This is a genomic window from Corynebacterium sp. HMSC034A01 (genome assembly GCF_001838175.1).
Classification (GTDB): Bacteria; Actinomycetota; Actinomycetes; order Mycobacteriales; family Mycobacteriaceae; genus Corynebacterium.
This window is the reverse complement of record NZ_KV835979.1, coordinates 40,748-58,782: the sequence shown is the minus strand read 5'-3', so window position 1 is coordinate 58,782 and position 18,035 is coordinate 40,748. Positions and strand designations below refer to the sequence as shown.

The 18,035-nt window shown below is 66.9% G+C and carries 20 protein-coding genes; 1 reads left to right on the top strand and 19 read right to left on the bottom strand.

What is annotated here, in order from left to right; translation table 11 throughout:
* Positions 1-2: 2 nt before the first annotated feature.
* Positions 3-785, top strand: a complete 783-nt coding sequence (locus HMPREF2791_RS10775; protein WP_070845279.1) for a class I SAM-dependent methyltransferase — start codon at positions 3-5, stop codon at positions 783-785.
* Here the strand turns inward: HMPREF2791_RS10775 and HMPREF2791_RS10770 are convergent.
* The 19 genes from HMPREF2791_RS10770 to HMPREF2791_RS12395 form a co-directional block, all read right to left on the bottom strand.
* A complete protein-coding gene (locus tag HMPREF2791_RS10770) occupies positions 782-1,495 on the bottom strand; it encodes a CE1 family esterase (protein WP_070845278.1) in 714 nt (237 codons plus the stop codon). The two genes, HMPREF2791_RS10775 and HMPREF2791_RS10770, sit on opposite strands and share 4 nt — an antisense overlap.
* 4 nt (positions 1,496-1,499) lie before the next feature.
* Positions 1,500-3,131 (bottom strand): ribosome biogenesis GTPase Der, encoded by a 1,632-nt coding sequence (der, locus tag HMPREF2791_RS10765; protein ID WP_083327995.1) that lies wholly within the window; start codon positions 3,129-3,131, stop codon positions 1,500-1,502.
* On the bottom strand, positions 3,128-3,829 hold the full coding sequence (gene cmk / locus HMPREF2791_RS10760; RefSeq protein ID WP_070845277.1) for a (d)CMP kinase: 702 nt from the start codon (positions 3,827-3,829) through the stop codon (positions 3,128-3,130). Before cmk ends, der begins: the two co-directional genes overlap by 4 nt.
* Complete coding sequence (locus tag HMPREF2791_RS10755) at positions 3,830-4,759, bottom strand: pseudouridine synthase (RefSeq protein WP_070845276.1); 930 nt, start codon at positions 4,757-4,759, stop codon at positions 3,830-3,832.
* Between the two features lie 11 nt (positions 4,760-4,770).
* On the bottom strand, positions 4,771-5,343 hold the full coding sequence (gene scpB, locus HMPREF2791_RS10750) for an SMC-Scp complex subunit ScpB (protein ID WP_070473793.1): 573 nt from the start codon (positions 5,341-5,343) through the stop codon (positions 4,771-4,773).
* Positions 5,344-5,383: 40 nt separating this feature from the next.
* On the bottom strand, positions 5,384-6,205 hold the full coding sequence (locus HMPREF2791_RS10745; protein ID WP_371336021.1) for a segregation and condensation protein A: 822 nt from the start codon (positions 6,203-6,205) through the stop codon (positions 5,384-5,386).
* Positions 6,205-7,074 carry a ParA family protein gene (locus HMPREF2791_RS10740; RefSeq protein ID WP_070473791.1) on the bottom strand — a complete coding sequence of 290 codons (870 nt, stop codon included), beginning with the start codon at positions 7,072-7,074 and terminating at the stop codon, positions 6,205-6,207. The genes HMPREF2791_RS10745 and HMPREF2791_RS10740 overlap by 1 nt, the downstream gene beginning before the upstream one ends.
* Before the next feature lie 61 nt (positions 7,075-7,135).
* A complete protein-coding gene (locus tag HMPREF2791_RS10735) occupies positions 7,136-8,251 on the bottom strand; it encodes a hypothetical protein (protein ID WP_141741314.1) in 1,116 nt (371 codons plus the stop codon).
* Positions 8,252-8,296: 45 nt separating this feature from the next.
* Positions 8,297-9,217 (bottom strand): site-specific tyrosine recombinase XerD, encoded by a 921-nt coding sequence (gene xerD, locus HMPREF2791_RS10730; protein WP_070473788.1) that lies wholly within the window; start codon positions 9,215-9,217, stop codon positions 8,297-8,299.
* 3 nt (positions 9,218-9,220) lie between these two features.
* A complete protein-coding gene (locus HMPREF2791_RS10725; protein WP_070845274.1) occupies positions 9,221-9,868 on the bottom strand; it encodes an NUDIX domain-containing protein in 648 nt (215 codons plus the stop codon).
* Positions 9,869-9,887: 19 nt separating this feature from the next.
* Positions 9,888-10,736, bottom strand: coding sequence for a copper transporter (locus tag HMPREF2791_RS10720; protein WP_070473784.1), 849 nt, complete (start codon positions 10,734-10,736; stop codon positions 9,888-9,890).
* 14 nt (positions 10,737-10,750) lie between these two features.
* The gene (steA, locus tag HMPREF2791_RS10715) at positions 10,751-11,983 is read right to left on the bottom strand and encodes a putative cytokinetic ring protein SteA (RefSeq protein ID WP_070474038.1); all 1,233 of its coding nucleotides are present in this window, start codon (positions 11,981-11,983) and stop codon (positions 10,751-10,753) included.
* A 52-nt stretch (positions 11,984-12,035) separates the two neighbouring features.
* Positions 12,036-13,763 (bottom strand): DNA repair protein RecN, encoded by a 1,728-nt coding sequence (gene recN, locus HMPREF2791_RS10710; RefSeq protein WP_070473782.1) that lies wholly within the window; start codon positions 13,761-13,763, stop codon positions 12,036-12,038.
* Between the two features lie 40 nt (positions 13,764-13,803).
* Positions 13,804-14,724 (bottom strand): NAD kinase, encoded by a 921-nt coding sequence (locus tag HMPREF2791_RS10705; RefSeq protein ID WP_070473780.1) that lies wholly within the window; start codon positions 14,722-14,724, stop codon positions 13,804-13,806.
* The gene (locus HMPREF2791_RS10700) at positions 14,725-15,549 is read right to left on the bottom strand and encodes a TlyA family RNA methyltransferase (protein WP_070845273.1); all 825 of its coding nucleotides are present in this window, start codon (positions 15,547-15,549) and stop codon (positions 14,725-14,727) included.
* Between the two features lie 35 nt (positions 15,550-15,584).
* A complete protein-coding gene (locus HMPREF2791_RS12110) occupies positions 15,585-15,755 on the bottom strand; it encodes a hypothetical protein (RefSeq protein WP_168160598.1) in 171 nt (56 codons plus the stop codon).
* Between the two features lie 5 nt (positions 15,756-15,760).
* On the bottom strand, positions 15,761-16,744 hold the full coding sequence (locus tag HMPREF2791_RS10690) for an HAD-IIA family hydrolase (protein ID WP_070845272.1): 984 nt from the start codon (positions 16,742-16,744) through the stop codon (positions 15,761-15,763).
* Between the two features lie 4 nt (positions 16,745-16,748).
* The gene (locus tag HMPREF2791_RS10685) at positions 16,749-17,423 is read right to left on the bottom strand and encodes a tetratricopeptide repeat protein (protein ID WP_070473772.1); all 675 of its coding nucleotides are present in this window, start codon (positions 17,421-17,423) and stop codon (positions 16,749-16,751) included.
* Entirely contained in the window at positions 17,342-17,791 is a 450-nt protein-coding gene (locus HMPREF2791_RS12395) for a hypothetical protein (RefSeq protein ID WP_210400180.1), read from the bottom strand. The genes HMPREF2791_RS10685 and HMPREF2791_RS12395 overlap by 82 nt, the downstream gene beginning before the upstream one ends.
* Positions 17,792-18,035: the final 244 nt, after the last annotated feature.

The window sequence follows — 18,035 nt, the reverse complement described above, 5'->3', positions numbered from 1 at the left end:
TCGTGCACGCGAGCGGAACACAGCCAGGACCCAGCAAGAAAGCTGGACCGAGGTTCAGGGACTCCGCGCACCGCAGCGGCGCAGCAGAGGCATTTGACCGCGACGCAACCCGCTACGACGCCGCCCGCCCCACCTACCCCGCCGCGCTCAGCGAGCTGGTCGGCTCCGGCACCGTCTGCGACGTCGGTGCAGGCACCGGTAAGTTCACACAATTGCTTTGCGCCGATTCACGTTCCGTGCTCGCCTGCGACCCCAGCGGCGACATGACCCGGGTCTGCCACACAGTGCTGCCCGAGGTGCCCGTGTGGCGCGCCACCGCCGAAGCGACCGGACTCGCAGACGACTCCGTCGATGCGCTGACGTGCGCGCAGACCTGGCACTGGGTGGATGTGCCCGCCGCAAGCCGAGAAGCGGACCGCGTGATCCGTCCCGGCGGCCGCCTCGTGCTGTGCTGGAACACGCTGGCCGTGCGCCACCCCTGGGTGCTGAGGCTCAGCCGCATCATGCACTCCGGCGACGTGCAGCGCGAGGGCTTCTACCCGGAGGTCGCCGCCCCCTGGCTGCTGCAGAACGAGTTGCGCCAAGAGTGGCTGCACCCGATCGCTGTGGAGGACTGCTTCGAGCTCATGGCAACCCGCTCCTACTGGCTGAAAGCGAACGAACGCACCCGCGCCAAGATGGAGGCGAATCTGAGCTGGTACCTCTACAAGCGTCTCGGCTTCGACCCCGGCGACACGATCCCGCTGCCGTACCGCACCGACGCGTTCGTCTACGAGCGCGCCTAGCCGGCGCGGTTGTGCTCAACCCCGAAGAACTCGAGGATCGCTTCAGTGGCGTCCACGCCGCGCCGGGCAGCCCACGGTCCGGTGGGCCATTCGTGGCCCATCCCCTCCACCGCGGTCAGCGTGGCACGGGCGCGGTCGCCGTTGCGACGCTCAAACGCCGCCACCACCTCCGGTGCGCCAAAGGTGGTGTCGTCTTCTGCCCTGCTGTACGGGGATCGTTGTTCGCCGGCGAACGGCACCACGTCGTCGAAGGTGCCGTGGATGTTCAGGTAATCCAGGGGCTGTTTCGCTGCCGCGAGCTCGTCCGGGGCGGCGCGCACCGCTGCCGCGACCGTGGCCACGCCTGCGAGCCCAAGGTCGGTCAGGCTCAGGTGCACTGCCAGTCCCCCGCCATTGGAGAAACCTGCCAGGTAGGTGTTGGTGGTGGCGAAGGTCGACCGGAGGTCGTCGAGAAGCGCGCGCACAAACGCCGCATCCTCCTCGAACGTGGTCCGCGCGTACGGCGCGGGCGACCAGGCAAGACCCGCACCCGTAGGCGCGGCGACGATGGCGCACGCCCGGTGCAAGCCGGTGCCGGCAAGGAAGTCGCGGCCGTTGCCGCCCTTGCCGTGCAGCGCGACGATCACCGGCAGCGCGCCAGTGTGACCTGCGGGAGCGCAGACGTGGTAGGCGCGCTGAACGCCACCGATTTCCACTGTGCGCTGCCGCATAGGCCTAGCCCTTCTTGCCGCGGCGCTCGCGCACGCGCACCGCGATGCGCACCGGGGTGCCGTGGTAGCCGAACTGCTCGCGGAACTTGCGCTCCAGGTAGCGGCGGTAGCCGGCGTCGAGGAAGCCGGTGGTGAACAGCACGATTGTCGGCGGACGAGTGCTGGCCATGGTGGCGAACAGCAGCTTCGGCAGGCGGTTGTTCTTCATCGGCGGCGGGTTCGCCGCGATCGCCTCGCGCAGCCAGTTGTTCAGCTGGCCGGTGGAGATGCGCTTATCCCAGTTCTCCAACGCCTCCTTCATCGCTGGCTCAAGGCGGTGCAGCCCGCGGCCGGTGTCGGCGGAGATGTTCAGCTTGGTCACCCACTTGAGCTGGCCCATCGTCTCGTCGAATTCGCGGTCGAAGTCGTAGCGGCGGTCCTCGTCCATCAGGTCCCACTTGTTAAAGCAGATGACCATCGCCTTACCTGCTTCCAGCACCATGGAGATCACGCGCTGGTCCTGCTCGGAGATCTCCTCCGAGGCGTCGATGAGCACGACGCACACCTCGGCGGCCTCGATGGTGCCGCGGGTGCGCAGCGACGCGTAATACTCGTGGCCCTGGGCGTTTTTCACCTTCTTGCGCAGGCCAGCGGTGTCGATGAAGGTCCACAGGTCCTCATCCAGCTGCACGAGCTCATCCACCGGGTCCACGGTGGTGCCAGCAACGTTGTCCACCACCGAGCGGTCGGACCTGGTCAGCTTGTTCAGCAGGCTGGACTTGCCCACGTTCGGCCGGCCCACCAGCGCCACGCGGCGTGGGCCGCCGGTGATGGATTCCTTCACGCGCGGCTCGTCTGGGAACAGTCGCAAGATCTCGTCGAGCACATCCGCGCCGCCGCGGCCGTGCAGTGCAGAAACCGGCCACGGGTCGCCCAGGCCGAGCGCGTAGAACTCGGCCACGTCGCCCCACTGGCTGTCGGACTCGAACTTGTTCGCCACCAGGATCACGGGAACCTCGGAGCGCTGCAGGTTGCGGGCCATCACCGCGTCCGTCTCTGTCACCGCAGTCTTGGCGTCCACGACCATGACGATCACGTCGGAGGTGGCCATCGCGGCTTCCGCCTGGCGGGCAATCGCTGCGTGGATGCCCTTCGCGTCCGGGTCCCAGCCGCCGGTGTCCTGCACCCAGAATCGGCGCCCGCCCCAGTCCGTGATGTAACTCACGCGGTCGCGCGTGACACCCGGGTGGTCCTCCACCACTGCCTCGCGGCGTCCGATGAAGCGGTTCACCAGGGAGGACTTGCCCACGTTTGGGCGACCCACGATGGACACCGTCGGTAACGCCTCGGTGACCACGTCGGGCTGGGCAATGCCGTACTCGGCCTCGACCTCAGCCCACTCCTCTTCGGTCAGCTCGTCATCGGAGTCGTAGCCCTCGCCGAAGTCGGCCTCACCGAACTCGGACTCGTCGATGCCGGCCTCTTCAAAGCCCTGCAGGTCTTCTTCGGCGCTAAAGTCCTTGTTCTCGTAGTACTCGGCGCTATCAGCGCCGACCACGTAGGCATCCATGTCGGTGTAGCCGGACCGGTCGATGCCGGGTTGGATGAACTGCGTTTCCGGCTCGAGGTGCTCACCGTTGTTGTTGCGCTCGCTCATCGCGCGCTCCTTTCCACGACCTCAGTCAGTGCCGCCAGGACCTCGTCCGGCGTCATCTGGGAGGTGTCCACCAGCACCGCGTCGTCGGCGGGCTTGAGCGGGCTGGTCGCGCGGGAGGAATCTGCTTCGTCGCGGCGCTGCACGTCCGCAAGCACCACGTCAAAGTCCGCCTCGCGCCCCGCCGCGACGTCCTGGTCGTAACGGCGCTTCGCTCGCACCTCGGCGCTTGCGGTCATGAACACCTTCGCGGGTGCGTCCGGCAGCACGACCGTGCCGATGTCGCGGCCTTCCACGATCGCGCGCCCGGCCTCGCGGGCGAGCTTGCGCTGCAGCTCCACCAAGTTCACGCGCACCTCGGGGATGGCGGAAACGGCAGAGACGTGCTTGGTCACCTCGGCACCGCGGATTTCACCCTTGACGTCCTCGCCGGCGAAAAGCACCTCGGTGGAATCCGGGTCGTCGGAGACCTCAAGCGGCAGGTCCGCGGTCGCCTCGATCACCTTCGCCGTGTCCGCCGGGTCCACGCCCGCGCGCAGCACAGCCAGGGTGGCCACGCGGTACATCGCACCGGTGTCCACATATTCTGCGTCCAGACGCTTCGCCAACGCGCGGCACATGGTGGATTTACCGGTGCCCGAAGGCCCGTCCACAGCCACGATGAGCCCGCCGTTTTCCATGTTGGACAGTGTGTCAGCCATTTACATCCCCACCGCCTTGTACAGCGACGCCAGCTCGGAGGAGTTCAGCGCGCGCATAGAACCCGGCTTCATGTCGCCGAGCTGGACCGTGTGGAACTTCGTGCGCACCAGGCGTTGCACCGGGTATCCAGCCTGCTTCAGCATGCGGCGCACGATGTGCTTGCGTCCCTCATGCAGCTCCACGCGAATGATGGACTGGCCGTTGTGCACGTCCACTACCTGCGCGTAATCGACCTTCGCGGGGCCGTCATCAAGCTCGATGCCCTCCTTGAGCTGCTTGACCACAGCATTGTTGGCCTCACCGAGCACCGTGGCCAAGTAGGTCTTGGACACTTCGTACTTCGGGTGGGTCAGGCGGTTGGCCATCTCGCCGTCGTTGGTGAGCAGCAGCAGGCCCTCGGTGTCCGCATCCAGGCGGCCGACGTGGAACAGGCGCTGGCCGGACGCGGTGCGCTCCGCCAGGTAGGACCCCACGGAAATGCGGTCCATCTCGTCCTTCATGGTCGAGTGCACGCCGCGCGGCTTGTTGAAGACGAAGTACTCGTGCTCCTCGTTGACGTTGATGCGTGCGCCGTCGACGCGGATGATGTCCACGTTCGGGTTCACACGCATGCCCTGGCGCATCACGATCTCACCGTTGACCTCGACGCGGCCTTGCTCGATCATCGCCTCCGCGTGACGACGGGAAGCTACGCCCGCTTGCGCGAGCACCTTCTGCAGGCGAACGCCCTCAGACGCCGCCTTCGCTGCGGCCGGGTCGTCGTCCCACCAGTTATCGTCCAGCGGGTTCGGTTGATTCTTCGCGGCGTTTTGGCGCCTCTTGTTCAGGCGGACATTCTGTTTCTTAGCCGGCTTGGCGTAGGAGATGTAGAACGTATCGTCCTTCCCACGCTTATCCGGTGTGCCATCTCGGCGAGCGGGTGGTGTCATGCCCCGGGATTCTACCAGGCATCCTCGATGGAATCGACGTCCGGAAGCAGCGGCGCAAGCTCCGGCAGCCGCTCGAGAGAGTCGATGCCTAACAGCTCCAAAAACAGCTCGGTGGTGACGTAGCGGTGCGCGCCATGATCAGGCACGTCTTCCCCGGCCTCGCCCGGGTCCACCTCCGCAATGAGACCGCGAAGCGCGAGCGTGCGCATCACGCCGTCGACGTTGACTCCGCGCACGCCCGCGACCTGCGCGCGGGTGACCGGCTGGCGGTAGGCCACCACTGCGAGTGTTTCCATCGCCGCGCGTGAGAGCTTCTTCTGCGTGCCGTCCAGAAGGAACGCCTCCACCGCGTCGGCGTTTTCGGTGCGGGTGTACAGGCGCCAGCCCTCCGCCGTTTCGCGCAGGTCGATGCCGGAGCCGCGTTCGTCCAGCTCCCGGGCAAACTCGCGTAGCTGGTCGGACACCTCTTCGCTGGTCGCGCCGAGCGCACTTGCCAGTTCTTCCACGGCGACGGGCGCGTCGATAACCAGCAGCACCGACTCGATACGCGAGCGCAACTGGGAGACCATGGGCAAGCTATCCATGCTTCGGCAGTGTATCGGGTGCCGCGTGCCGGTCCGGCGCTTACGTCCAGTTCGAGGCGGCAACCACCGCCGGGTCCACCTCGAGCCCGGTCCATGACACGTCCAGCCGTCCGAGTGCTTCTGGCTGTTCGGCTTCCACGGCCTTGGCCTTGTACAGTTCCAACAGCGCCAGGAAGCGGCCCACCACTTCCATGGAGCGGGTGCAGTCGCGCGTGAGCGCAGCGAACGTCAGCCACGACCCGGTGCCGGCGAGCTTCAGCGTGTCCAGGATCTTGCCGGCTTGCTCCGGCACGGACACCGCCTGCGCGTGCAGGTGATCGGTGCGCACCTCCTCCGGCGGTCGGGGGCGGAACACGCTAGCCGCCAGCTCGGCAAAGCTAGCCGGGGTATGTCCCAGATCCACCGGTGGTAGCAGGTCCACAAACCGCGGCTCCATGGACACCGCGCGCGGATAACGCCGCAGCGCATGCTTCTGCCACTCCGCAAACTGGTCCGCCACACGCTGGTAGGCGCGGTACTGCAGCAGGCGGGCAAACAACAGGTCCCGCGCCTCCAGTAACTCGAGGTCCTCGATGCTATCGCCGTCGTTGCCCGGCAGCAGGCGCGCAGTTTTCAGGTCCAGCAGGGTGGCCGCCACCACGAGAAACTCGGTGACCTCATCCAAAGCCTCGGTCTCCCCCAATGCACGCGTGTAGGCGATGAACTCGTCGGTTACCTCCGCCAACGCCACCTCTGTCACGTCCAGCTTCTTCGACTGGATCAGCGTGAGCAGTAGGTCGAACGGCCCCTCGAAGTTCTGCAGAGCCAGGGTGAAACCGATGATCTCCGGCTGGGGATACTGCTCGGGCGCGGCCGACACCACTAGCTGGTGCGCTCCAGCACCTCAAGCGCCAGATTGCGGTACTGGTCCGCGCCCTGCGAGTTCGGCGCCCAGGTGATAATCGGCTCGCCGGCCACGGACGTCTCCGGGAAACGGACCGTGCGGGTGATCACCGTGTCGAATACGCGCTCGCCGAAGACCTCCACCACTCGGTCCATCACTTCGCGGGCGTGGGTGGTGCGGCGGTCGAACATCGTCACCAGGATGCCCACGATGTCCAGGTCGAAGTTGATGCGGTCGCGCACCTTCTCCACAGTGTCTGTGAGCAGCGCCAGGCCGCGCAGAGAGAAGTACTCGCACTCCATCGGGATGATCACGCCGTGCGAGCAGGCCAGCGCGTTGACAGTGAGCAGTCCGAGGGAAGGCCCGCAGTCCAGGATGATGAAGTCGTACTCGTTGCGCACCGGACGCAGCGCGCGGGCAAGGGTGTGTTCGCGACCGACCTCGTTGACAAGCTGGATCTCCGCCGCCGATAGGTCGATGTTGGCGGGAACCACGTCCAGCCCCGAGACGTTTGTCGTGTTGATCGCGGCGTGGATGCTGGCCGTGTTGTCGAACAGCAGGTCGTAGACGGTGACCTGGTCCTCCTCGTAGGACACACCCAGGCCTGCGGAAAGCGCGCCCTGCGGGTCCAGATCCACCAGCAGCACCTTGCGCCCCTGTTCTGCCAGGCAGGCGCCAAGGTTGATGGTGGAGGTGGTCTTGCCCACGCCACCTTTCTGGTTGACCATGGAGATCACCGTGGCGGGCCCGTGCTTGTCCAGCTCCTTCGGCTGGGCGAACTCGCGCCACGGCCGCCCGGTCAGAAACGTCTTCTGGTCCGCAGCGTCAAACAGCGCCTCGTCCGCCATGGCCGGTCCTTCCCTCAATCACGTCCAAACCCTTGACTTCCGCCATCTTACAACGTTGTCATTACGCCTGCGCGCGCCTCCGGCGCAGGAACACGATCAGCAGCGCGATCGCAGCCAGCAATGCAGCTCCTGCGATTGCAAGCGGCAGCACATCGCTTATCGACGAACTCCCGTCAACCCCACGACCTTGACCATCCTGGTTCGCGTAGTTGCCGTACTGGTTGTCTGCGTTGCTGTCGCCGGCCTGCTCCACCGGCGCGTTGGTTGAGGTGATCACCGCGACGAAATCCGCCTTGCCGTCACGGACCATTTCCATGATGAACGGGTTATCCGGAGTCTCACCCTCCGGGTAGGTCAGAGTGATCGTGCGGCTGGCTTTATCGATCTGGCGCTCCACGCCCTCGATGACCTGACCATTGACATCCAGGTAGCGCAGCGTGGCACCTTCGGTGTCGTAGCTGGCGTATTTCATCAGGTCCTTGACGCGGCTCAGCGGCACCTTCACCACGATTGTGTTGTCCTGGATCTCACCGTCGAAGTAGAGCTTCGTCGCAGCTGCATCGTCAGCCGGCTCTGCCTTTGAGCGCGACGGGTGCGACGCGGCCGGGGCGCTGCCAGCCTCGCCGCTCTGGTTGTTGGAGCCTTCCCCGCCGGCGCCACCAGAGCTGCCGGCTGCACCTGCACCTCCGGGGGCGTCCGAGCCACCGTCCGTTGCACCATTCGCATCCCCGCCGCCGACAGCGGCACCACCTGCTCCCCTGCCAGAGTTGCCGGATTGCGCGGACTCGCCGGAGTCCCCGCCGACATCCGCGGAGCCATCACCGACGGCGACGAGGTTCACCGTCGCCGAGTAACCGCCGGCGCTGGCCGACACTGCTGCGGTGGCCCCCGGCTGATCCGGTGCGCTGACGGTCACCGATGTACCCGACGAGGTCACCGTCCATCCGCCCGAGGAATAATTCACGTCCACCGGAACACCCACGTCCACTGTCGTGCTCTCACCGGCGGGCACGGAGATCTCGCCGGGGATCATGGACTGCACCTCCTCCGGGCTCATACCTTCCGGAAGCTGTGCGTCAGCCACCGGAACGGTCGGAATTGCGAGAAGCAGCGCGGCGGGCACGGCGAGCAGCGCAGCGCGGCGCGTGCTGTGGGGTGTAGAGGATGCGGGTCGCATGGATAGTTCTCCCGTTAATTGCGTACGTCAATCAAGCAGCCGAGTTTACGCACGCGGGTGCGTACTGCGCCAAACTTCGCGCAGGTTATCGGCTGTGATGTGGGTGTAAATCTGCGTTGTGGTCACTGAGGCGTGCCCGAGGAGTTCCTGGACGCTTCGCACGTCCGCCCCGCCTTCCAGCAGGTGCGTGGCAAACGAGTGCCGCAGGGTGTGCGGCGAGATGTCCTTGTCAATCCCCGCCCGGGCCGCTGCAGCCTTGATCGCGTTCCACGCGCTTTGGCGGGACAGCGCCCCGCCGCGCTTGTTCAGCAGCAGCGCGTGAGACGTCCCGTTGGCGAACGCCGGGCGGCCGCGCACCAAGTACGCCTCCAGCGCCTCTTGTGCCTTGGACCCCAGCGGCACCAGACGTTGTTTGTTGCCCTTGCCAGTTACCGCCAGCACTCCGCCGTACTCGCCGTCCAGGGCGGCGTTCGCGTCGTCGACACTCAAACCCAGCACCTCGGAGACGCGGGCGCCGGTGGCGTAGAGCGTTTCCAGCAGCGCTTTGTCGCGCAGGCCGGAGGGGGTCTCGGTCGGGCAGGCGTCGAGAAGCTTGGCCACCTCCTCGATGCTCAAGGTGTCCGGCAGCCGCTCGCCGGTCTGCGGCGGCGAGACCTCCGCGGCCGCATCCGCAGGCAGCTCGCCTTCTTCCACCCCGAACTTGTGCAGGCCGCGCGCGACGGTGAGCGCGCGCCCAGCTGAGGACGCGGCCAGGGGCTTCGCCCCGTCCACACCGCGGCGCAAGTCCGCCACGTACGCCTCGATGTCGGTGGCGGTGACCTGCTTCAAATCCGTCTTGCCCGCCGCTGCCAGCCACGCGGTGTAGCGGTTCACGTCCCGGGTGTAGTTGCTCAGCGTGTGGGGTGAGACTCCCCTCTCGACGGCAAGATGGGTCAGCCAACGCTGCGCCAGCGCCTCCGCCTCCACCTGCTAGATCCGCTTCATGTCGGGCACGACGCCCTGCTCCGCACGGCGGTTGGCCAAGGATGTCGGGCGCAGGCGGAACGGCTCGTCGCTAGGCCGGGGCGCATCACCCCGCGCCACCAGGCGCGCGGCCGCGAGGATGCCGGACACCGCAATCGAGTTGACCACTTTCCCACGCAGGGCCATATCCGCAGCCTCCTCCAGGTCCACCCACAAAAAGCCCATGTCGGCCTCTTCGTTCTCCGCCTCAGGACGTTCCACTTCGTGCAGGTCGCGGGCGATAAACACCCGCACCGCCTCCTCCGCGAACCCCGGGGAGGTGACCAGATCCACCAACACGCCCCACTCGTCGGCAGCCAGGCCTGCCTCTTCCTGCAGCTCACGCTTTGCGCAGGTCAGCTCGTCCTCGGCGTGCATGTCCAACAGCCCGGCGGGAAGCTCGAGCAGGCGCTCGCCCACGCTGTGACGGTACTGCTCCACCAGCGCCACACGTCCCTGACCGTCCAACGCAACCACGGCGACGGCACCGAAGTGCTCGACGATCTCGCGGGCGGCCTCGGTGCCTCCCGGCATGACCACCTGGTCGCGTCGCACCGCGATGATCGGCGCGTCAAGGACGACTTCGGATCCAGTGACAGTGAATTCGTGGCTCATGGGCCCAAGCCTACGAGCCTTAGGCCTCGCCGCCACCACTGGACACCGCGAGCACGGACTTGATACGCCCGGCCTCGTAGTCCACGCCGCCGACAGTCTTCACCCCGCTAATTGCGTCGGGCTCAGCGCCCTGGGACGCCAACGCTGTTTTGCCTTCGGCCCCGAGCGCCTTGGCAAAATCGCCGACGACTTTCGCACCGAAGTCGCTGCCGCGCGACGGCCCGTCCACGATGACCACCGCGCCGGCCGGCACGATGGAACCGCTGAACTCGATAAACCCGGCCTGCTGCAGCGTTTCCAGCACCAGGGTTCGGTCTTCCGGGAGAGTTTTGGATTCGCCGGACGTGCCGTCGTCGAAAAGCACCGCCGCAAGCGATTGACCTGCGTGAAGGCCCGGGGAGCGGTCCTCCACCGACAACTGCGCCCCCGATGGCAGCGTGTTAGCGACGATGCTGGACAGCTCGTCCGCACCCGCCTGATCGGTGAAACGCTCCGTCAACGTCAACTCGCCGGAATCGGATGCTCCGGCGGCGTTGAGCAACCACCGCACGGACTCCACATCCTCTGAATTCGCCGCAGCCGTGCGCACGATGGTCACCGGAACGTCTTTCAGCGCGCCCGAGACGATTGAGCCGGACTCCTGCGCCAACAGGTCGTTCGCTTCCTCCGCGCGGGCCTCTGCGGCTTCAAAGTCCGCGTCGTCCACAGACGGCTTCGCGGGAGCGTCCGCCTTGTACTGGGAGAAGCCGAGGTCCACCTTGCCGGGCATCGCCGGCGCCAACACGAGAGCGCCCAGAGCGATGCCGAGGGCTGCGCCCCAACCCAGGCCAGCCGTAATGAGGCCTACCCTGCCTTTAGTCTTCGCCATCTGCCACTGCCCTCCTAGTTGGTCAGGCCTTCGAACCAGCCGCGCACGGTCAGCGCGATGGTGTTCCAGGTGTCTACGAGGTTGTCGGCGAAGCTTCCGTCGCCGCCCAAACCGGCGATGAGGATCACCACTGCGGCGGCAACGAGCACGCCAAGGATCGCCCACGCCCATGCCACACCCGCGCCGGACTCGACGGCGTACAGGTTGGTAATCACAGTGGAATCCACAATTTTGCGCCCCGCCTTCAGCCGCGCCAGCAACGCCGCCGGCTCAGTGCCGGGAGTGCCCGCAGTGGTCGCCGAATCCGCGAAGATACGGTCCAGCTCCACGGGCTGGCCGACGGTGACGATCATCTCGGCGTCGTGGAACGTAGCAAGCAAAATTGCCAGGTCCGTCGGCGAATCCGTCGCGGCTGGGAACGTCATCGCCCCCACGCCAAGATCCTGGATGCGCTCTAAACCGGGCGCGTAGCCGTCCGGCTCCGCGGGCAAAATGACCTTCGCGTCCGAGCGCAGATTCTCCGACGCCACATCCTTCGGGTCGCCCACGATGACGTCCGGCGCGTAGCCCATGGACGCGAGCGTGTCCGCAGCAGAGCCGACACCGATGACCACCGGCGTGTACTCCTGCATGAAGTTCTTCAGCTCTTCCATGCGCTGGCGGGTGTCGGGAGCCGGCGAAACCACCAGCACCTTGCGGTCGGCCATGATGTCGCCGAGCTCCGGGGCGCCCACGCCGTCGATAAGCAGCGCCGCCTCCGAGTGGATGAACTCGATGGTGTTGCCGAAGTAGGCCTCCATGTTTTCCACCAGGCCGCGCTGGGCCTGGGCGAACGTGGCGTCCACCTCTGTGCGGGTCACCGGCTGCGCCTGGCCCGCGGCCTTGCGCCCCACGGTGATCTGGCCGGTCGGCGAGACCACGGCCTTCTTGCCGTCGCGAATCTTGCTGCGCAGGTCTGAGCCTGCTGCCTCGAACAACGGAACGCCAGCGTCGAGAAGCAGATGCGGGCCGAACGTGGGCAGCGTGCCTGTGGAGTACGGCGCGAGGTTGACCACCGCCGCAGGGCGGCGCGCGATGATCTGCTCCGCTAAACGGCGCTGCATGTCGGGGGCGTCCACGAACACGATGTCGCCCTCGTTGAGCTTGCCCAGTCCCTTGCCCTGCGGGGTGCAGTCGCGCAAGGTGCCGCGCAGCTCGGCTGCGGGCGGTTCCTTGGTGGGGTCTTGGGTGGAGGGTGCAACAGTCATGCGCACCATTGTGCAACGGTGACCTGCCTGAACCGGGGAGGCGCGCGGGGAACTAACCGCGCAACTGCGCCACCTCTCCTTGTGCGCGCTCGAACAGCTCCGCCGCGTGGGCGCGGCCGGTGTCCGAATCGTCCATGCCCGCCATCATGCGGGCCAGCTCCTCGATGCGCTCCTCCGGTTGCAGCGCCGCAACACCGGAGGTCACGGCCACGTCACCGATGTCCTTGGACACGTGCAGATGCGTATCGGCATAGGCCGCGACCTGCGGGAGGTGCGTGACCACAATGACCTGGTTGCCGCGCGCCAGTCGTGCGAGGCGCCGGCCGATCTCCACCGCCGCGCGCCCGCCCACGCCCGCGTCTACCTCATCGAACACCAGCGTCGCGCCGCTGGAGGATTCGGACAGGATCACCTCGAGCGCGAGCATCACACGTGACAGCTCGCCACCGGACGCACTCGTGGCCAGCGGCTTCGGCTCGAGCGCGCTATTCGGCGCGAGCAGGATCTCCACCGCATCAGCCCCGTCGCGGCCAAACTGCGCTTGCGTCACGTTAACGGTGAGCTGCGCCTTCGGCATCGCCAGTCCGTGCAGCTCCTCGGTCACCGCCTCGCCCAGCTTGCCCGCCGCCTTAGTGCGCGCCTTCGTCAGCGCGGCAGCGCGTTTTATCATCGCCTGCTCGAGCTCGGCCACCTTCGCCTTGAGCTTCTCAACGGCGCCCTCCGACGTATCAATCTTGGCCAGCCGTGCCCCAGCCTTGTCCCGCCACGCCACCACACCGGCCGCGTCCGGGGCGTACTTGCGGGTCAGTCCTTTGATCTCTTGCTGGCGCTGCAGGAGCCGCTCCAGCTCCTCCGGGTCGGACGGCAGGCTGCCGGTGTAGCTGCCCAGCTCCGCGGAGACATCTGAAAGCACGCCGGCGACCTCGGCCAACCGGGCTCCCATGTCGCGCAGCTCCTGGTCGCTGGCGCCGTCGAGCGCCGCCTGCGCGCGCCCGATCAGGTCGGAGGCGGGCTCTTCTTCCCCGCCGACACCGCCGACGGCGTCCGCGCCGTCGATAGCCACAAGCGCGGTCTCGGCGGCCTCGCGCAACGCGTCCACATCCTGGAGACGGTTGATGGTGGCCACCAGCTCCTCGTCCTCACCTGCCTGCGGGGCCACCGCGTCGATCTCGTCGATGGCGAACTGCAGGCGGTCCACCTCTTGCGCCAGCTCCAGGCGCTTTTCGGTGCGCTCCTTCAAATCCTTCGCAGCCGTACGCCAAGCGGTGTACGCCTCACGGTACGCCTCCAGCTTGGCCTGGATAGCCGGGTCGAAGCGGTCGAGCGCGGCCAACTGCTGTTCCGGCGCCATCAGCCGCAGCTGGTCGTTCTGGCCGTGGATGGTCAGCAGGTGGCCCGCCAGCTCACTCAGCGTCGCCGCAGGCACCTTACGGCCACCGAGGTGCGCACTGGAGCGGCCGGAGGCCTTCACCGAGCGCGACACCAGGTACTCGCCGTTTTCGTCCGGTTCGGCTCCGGCACCGGACGCGATGGCGTCGACAGCCTGACGCACCTCCTCTGGCAGCCCTTGCGTGCCAAAGGCGCCCTCCACCACCGCACCATCAGCGCCGGTGCGCACGCGGGAGGCGTCCGCACGCCCGCCGGTGAGCAGGCGCAGGCCCGTGACCACCATCGTCTTACCCGCGCCCGTCTCGCCCGTGAGCACGTTCAACCCCGGCGACAGCTCAGACGAGGCGTAGCTAATCACACCAAGGTTGGAGATAGCGATCTCAGCGAGCAAAAACGTGCCTCCCTATCGGTGCCTTTAAGGCCTGTTAGATTTACGCCCCGCGCGGGCCGCGCCACCCGGAAACCGGGAGCTGGAACTTATCCACGAGCCTGTCCGTGAACGGTCTGCCGTCCAAGCGTACCCAGCGCACCCCGCGCTCGCCTCGCGCCACTTCCACGCGCGAGCCAGCCGGCACCGTGAGACGGCGCTGGCCGTCCATCACCGCAGTGGCCTGCGTAGTCTGCCGCTCCGATTCCACAGCCACAGTCGACGTCGGTGCCACCACCAGCGGCTTGGCAAACAGCGCGTGCGCGTTGTTCGGCACCACCAGGATTGCCTCCAGCTGCGGCCACATCACTGGCCCGCCGGCCGAAAACGCGTACGCGGTCGAGCCCGTCGGGGTGGAGATGAGCACGCCGTCGCAGCCGAAAGAGGACACAGGGCGGAAGTCCACCTCCAGCGTCGCGTCCAGCACGCGGGTGCGGTCGGAGTTTTCAATGCTGCACTCGTTGAGCGCCCAGCTGCGGCCAAGCACTTCCCCGCCCTCGCCGATGACGGACACGTCCAGCGTCATGCGCTCAACCACGCGGTAGGAACGGTCAATCACCTGGCCGATGACTTTTTCCAGGCTCGATGCTTCCCCTTCCGCGAGGAAGCCCACGTGGCCCAAATTGATGCCCAGCACCGGGATGTCCTGCGCACGCGCGTAGCTCGCCGCCCGCAGAAACGTCCCGTCGCCGCCGAGCACTAGCACCAGCTCGCACCCCGCGGCCGCGGTGTCGTCCGCTTTCGCGCGGGTCAGTCCACACAGCACCGGGTTGGTCTCGATAACGTCCATCTGCTCCTGCTCGAGCAAGCGGACCTCAATGCCCGCCTGCTGCAGAAGCTGCGCCGCCCGGGCTGCCGAATCAATGTTGGAGGCCCTGAACAAGTGCGGCACCAGCAGGATCTCGCGGCGTGTTGCATCACCCATCTACTTCGGTCCTTCCTTGATCGCGCGGTTGACCAGCGCGACCAGTGCGTCGTCGTCAAGCTGTTGCTCGCCCCCGTCTTTGACCAGCCACAGGAAGTATTCCACGTTGCCGCTCGGCCCCGGCAGCGGGGACGCCGTCGCCCCGCGCACGGACAGGCCCAGCGACTGCGCAAAACGCGCGACGTCCAGCGTGACCTCCGCGCGCAGCTCTGAGGAGCGCACCACGCCGCCGCTGCCGAGGCGGTCCTTGCCCACCTCGAATTGCGGCTTGACCATGGGTAGCATGTCCGCGCCGTCGACCATGCACTCCACCAGCGCTGGCAGCACCAGTTTCAGCGAGATAAACGACAGGTCTCCGACCATCAGATCCGCCGGCCCGCCCATCATCTCTGGGGTGAGGTTGCGGATGTTGGTGCGGTCCAGCACGCGCACGCGCTCGTCGTTCTGCAGCCGCCACACCAACTGCCCGTAACCCACGTCCACTGCGACGACCTCGCTCGCGCCGCGCGCGAGCAGCACATCGGTAAACCCGCCGGTGGAGGCACCAGCGTCCAACGCCTTTCGCTTCTCGACGACAAGCCCGCCCCCGCCAAACACCTCAAGCGCGCCAAGCAGCTTGTGCGCACCGCGCGACGCCCAATCGTCCACGTCCTCGGTGTTGACTTTGATCGACGCCTCCGGCTCCACCACCGTCGCCGGCTTTGTGGCGGTGAAGCCGCCGACCTGGACGCGGCCTTCCTTGATCCAGGTCTGCGCTTGCTCGCGCGAGCGCGCAATCTTGCGGCGGACCAGCTCCGCGTCGAGCCGGGTGCGTTTCGGTGCCACGGTAGCGGCCCCCTTTCGTTGCTTACCTGTCGGGCTTAATTGTCGGACAGCGCCTCGTGCAGCACCGCGTGCGCTCGAGTCAGCGCGTCCACCTCATCCGCGAGTCCGTCCGTCGGCTCCGCGAGAATCGTCTCAACGCGCTCGGTGACCTCGTCGGCGCTGACCTTCGGTGCCCGTGGGTCGCGGGGAATCGGAGCGGGGCTCATCTTCGTCACCACCACTCGGCGAGCGCCGCCTCAGCAGCGTCGGACTCAGCGCGCACCTCGGCCGGCGGCTCTGGCTGTTGCCACGCCACATCCAGCGCGGTGCGAAGGGCGGCCAGGCTCGAGGCGCCAGTGTTGCCGCCGGAAAGGACCATGGCGGAGCCGTCGATACGCGCCGCAAAGCCCTCCTGAGCCCCCGGGGCGAGTGCTTCCGGCCGCTCGCTGAGCCCGCGCATGTCCGCGGCGATATACGTCGGGCGGTGCTCCGGCGGTGCCTGCAGCAGCGCGCGCGGGCCGGAAACGCCAGTGAGCACATGCAGCGCGGGCATGCCAGCGGCGACACCGCCAGCGATGTCCGTGTCCAGCCTGTCGCCCACGGCGAGCGGCTTGTGCATGCCACGCGAATCCGCCGCCTGGGTGAACATCGCCGGCTCCGGCTTGCCCGCCGCCTCCGGCACAACCCCGGTCGCCGAGATGACAGCCGCGACCATGGAGCCGTTGCCCACCATGAAGCCGCGCTCCATCGGCAACGACGTGTCCAAGTTTGTGGCCAGGTACTTCGCCCCGCGTTGCAAGCTCAGCGCAGCCTCCGACAGCTCGTGCCACCCGGTGTCTGGGTTGTGGCCGTGCAGCACCACCTTGGGCGCATCGTCGGCACTGTCCACGACCCAGTAGCCGGCCTCCTGGACGAGCTGTCGCAACGACGGAGCCCCCACGACGTAGACCGCATCCCCCTTCTCCAAGTAACGCTCCGCCATAGTCACCGCCGCCATCGCGGACGTGAGCACGTCCTCCTCCGCCGCATCAAGGTCAATGGCGCGAAGCATCTCCGCGACATCCGTGGCGCTACGCGAGGCGTTGTTGGTCACGTACATCGCCGGCAGCCCGGAGGCGCGAATTGCCTCGACAGCGTGCTCAATCGCCACACCGCCAGACCAGACAGTGCCGTCGAGGTCCAGCAGCAAGCCGTCATGGTTCGCCGCAAGCGTCATCGCTCTAGCTCAGCTCCGACACACGCTCGGACGCGTCGGTCATGCCGTCCACGTCAATCTTGGCCACGTGCTCGAACCACCGCTTCGCCTCAGCTTTCTCACCGGTAGCCAAAAGGGCGTCCGCGTAGGCGTAGCTCAGGCGGGCCTGCTCAAGACCCTGGGAATCCAGCGACGGGTTCAACCGCTGCAACTGGGCGACCGCAGAGTCGTGCTGGCCAAGATCATGACGAGCACCAGCCAGCACGATCGCCAGCTCAATCTGGCCGTCCTCGTCAAGCTCACGCGCCTCTGGACTACGGCCAAGCTCCAGTGCCTTCTCCGGGCGCCCAAGGCCGCGCTCGGCATCGGCCATCACAGCCAGCAGGCCCGGCCCGCCGGAGATACGGCGGGCGGCGCGCAGTTCAGACAGCGCTTCCTTCCATTCCCCGGCGTGGTACGCAACCACACCATTGGTCTCGCGCACGACACCCACACGGCCAGCGCGGTTCTTCGCCGCACGCGCGTGCTGCAGTGCCAGCTGCGGGTCGTCGTACAGCAGGTCGGTCGCCATGAGCATATGCTTTGCGACGCGCTCCGCATTATCCTTCGACAGCACCTTCAAATCCTGCAGAACTGAAGGATCCAGGTCAGAGATTTCGAGGCCCTGGGGCAGATCTGGCTCCAGCTCCTTTTGCGCCATGCGGTCCTCGCGGAAGCCCTCACGACGCGGGTTAGACCGGTCGTGGCGGACGCCCCCACGGCCCCGGCGACGATCACCGTCTCCTCCGGCCCGTCCCTCGCCACGACGACCGTCTCCTCGGCGCTCGCCCCGGCCCTCACCTCGTCCGCGGCCTTCGCCCCGACGACGGCCCCCATCCCAACCGCGACCTTCACCACGACCCCCGCCATTTCTGCGAGACCCGCCCTGACCATCACGGTTGCGGGCATCACGGCCACCGCGCTCCCCGCGCGGGTTGTCCTTGCGACCGTTATTGCCGGAAGAGCGCTCCTGCGCTTTTCCTTCGTCCACATCTGCCATTGGGGACCTCCGTTTCTAATCTCGACCATTATAGGAAAGCCAAGCACTCGGGCACATCTGGCTCCCGCCACCTGCAGCTTCCTCCGATCTGCCCGAGCTCACTGCGTGAAGAACTGCGATCAACCACCCTGTTTCGGTGCCGATTGTGCACGAATCGACGGCGTGTTCGCGTTTCCCCAGGTGGGTCTTGCATCGGTGGGAATGTTGTGTTGATTCGTACAATTCGTGGGTGCGGACCCATTGTTGGTGCAGGCCTGGTTGTCCGCAATGCGG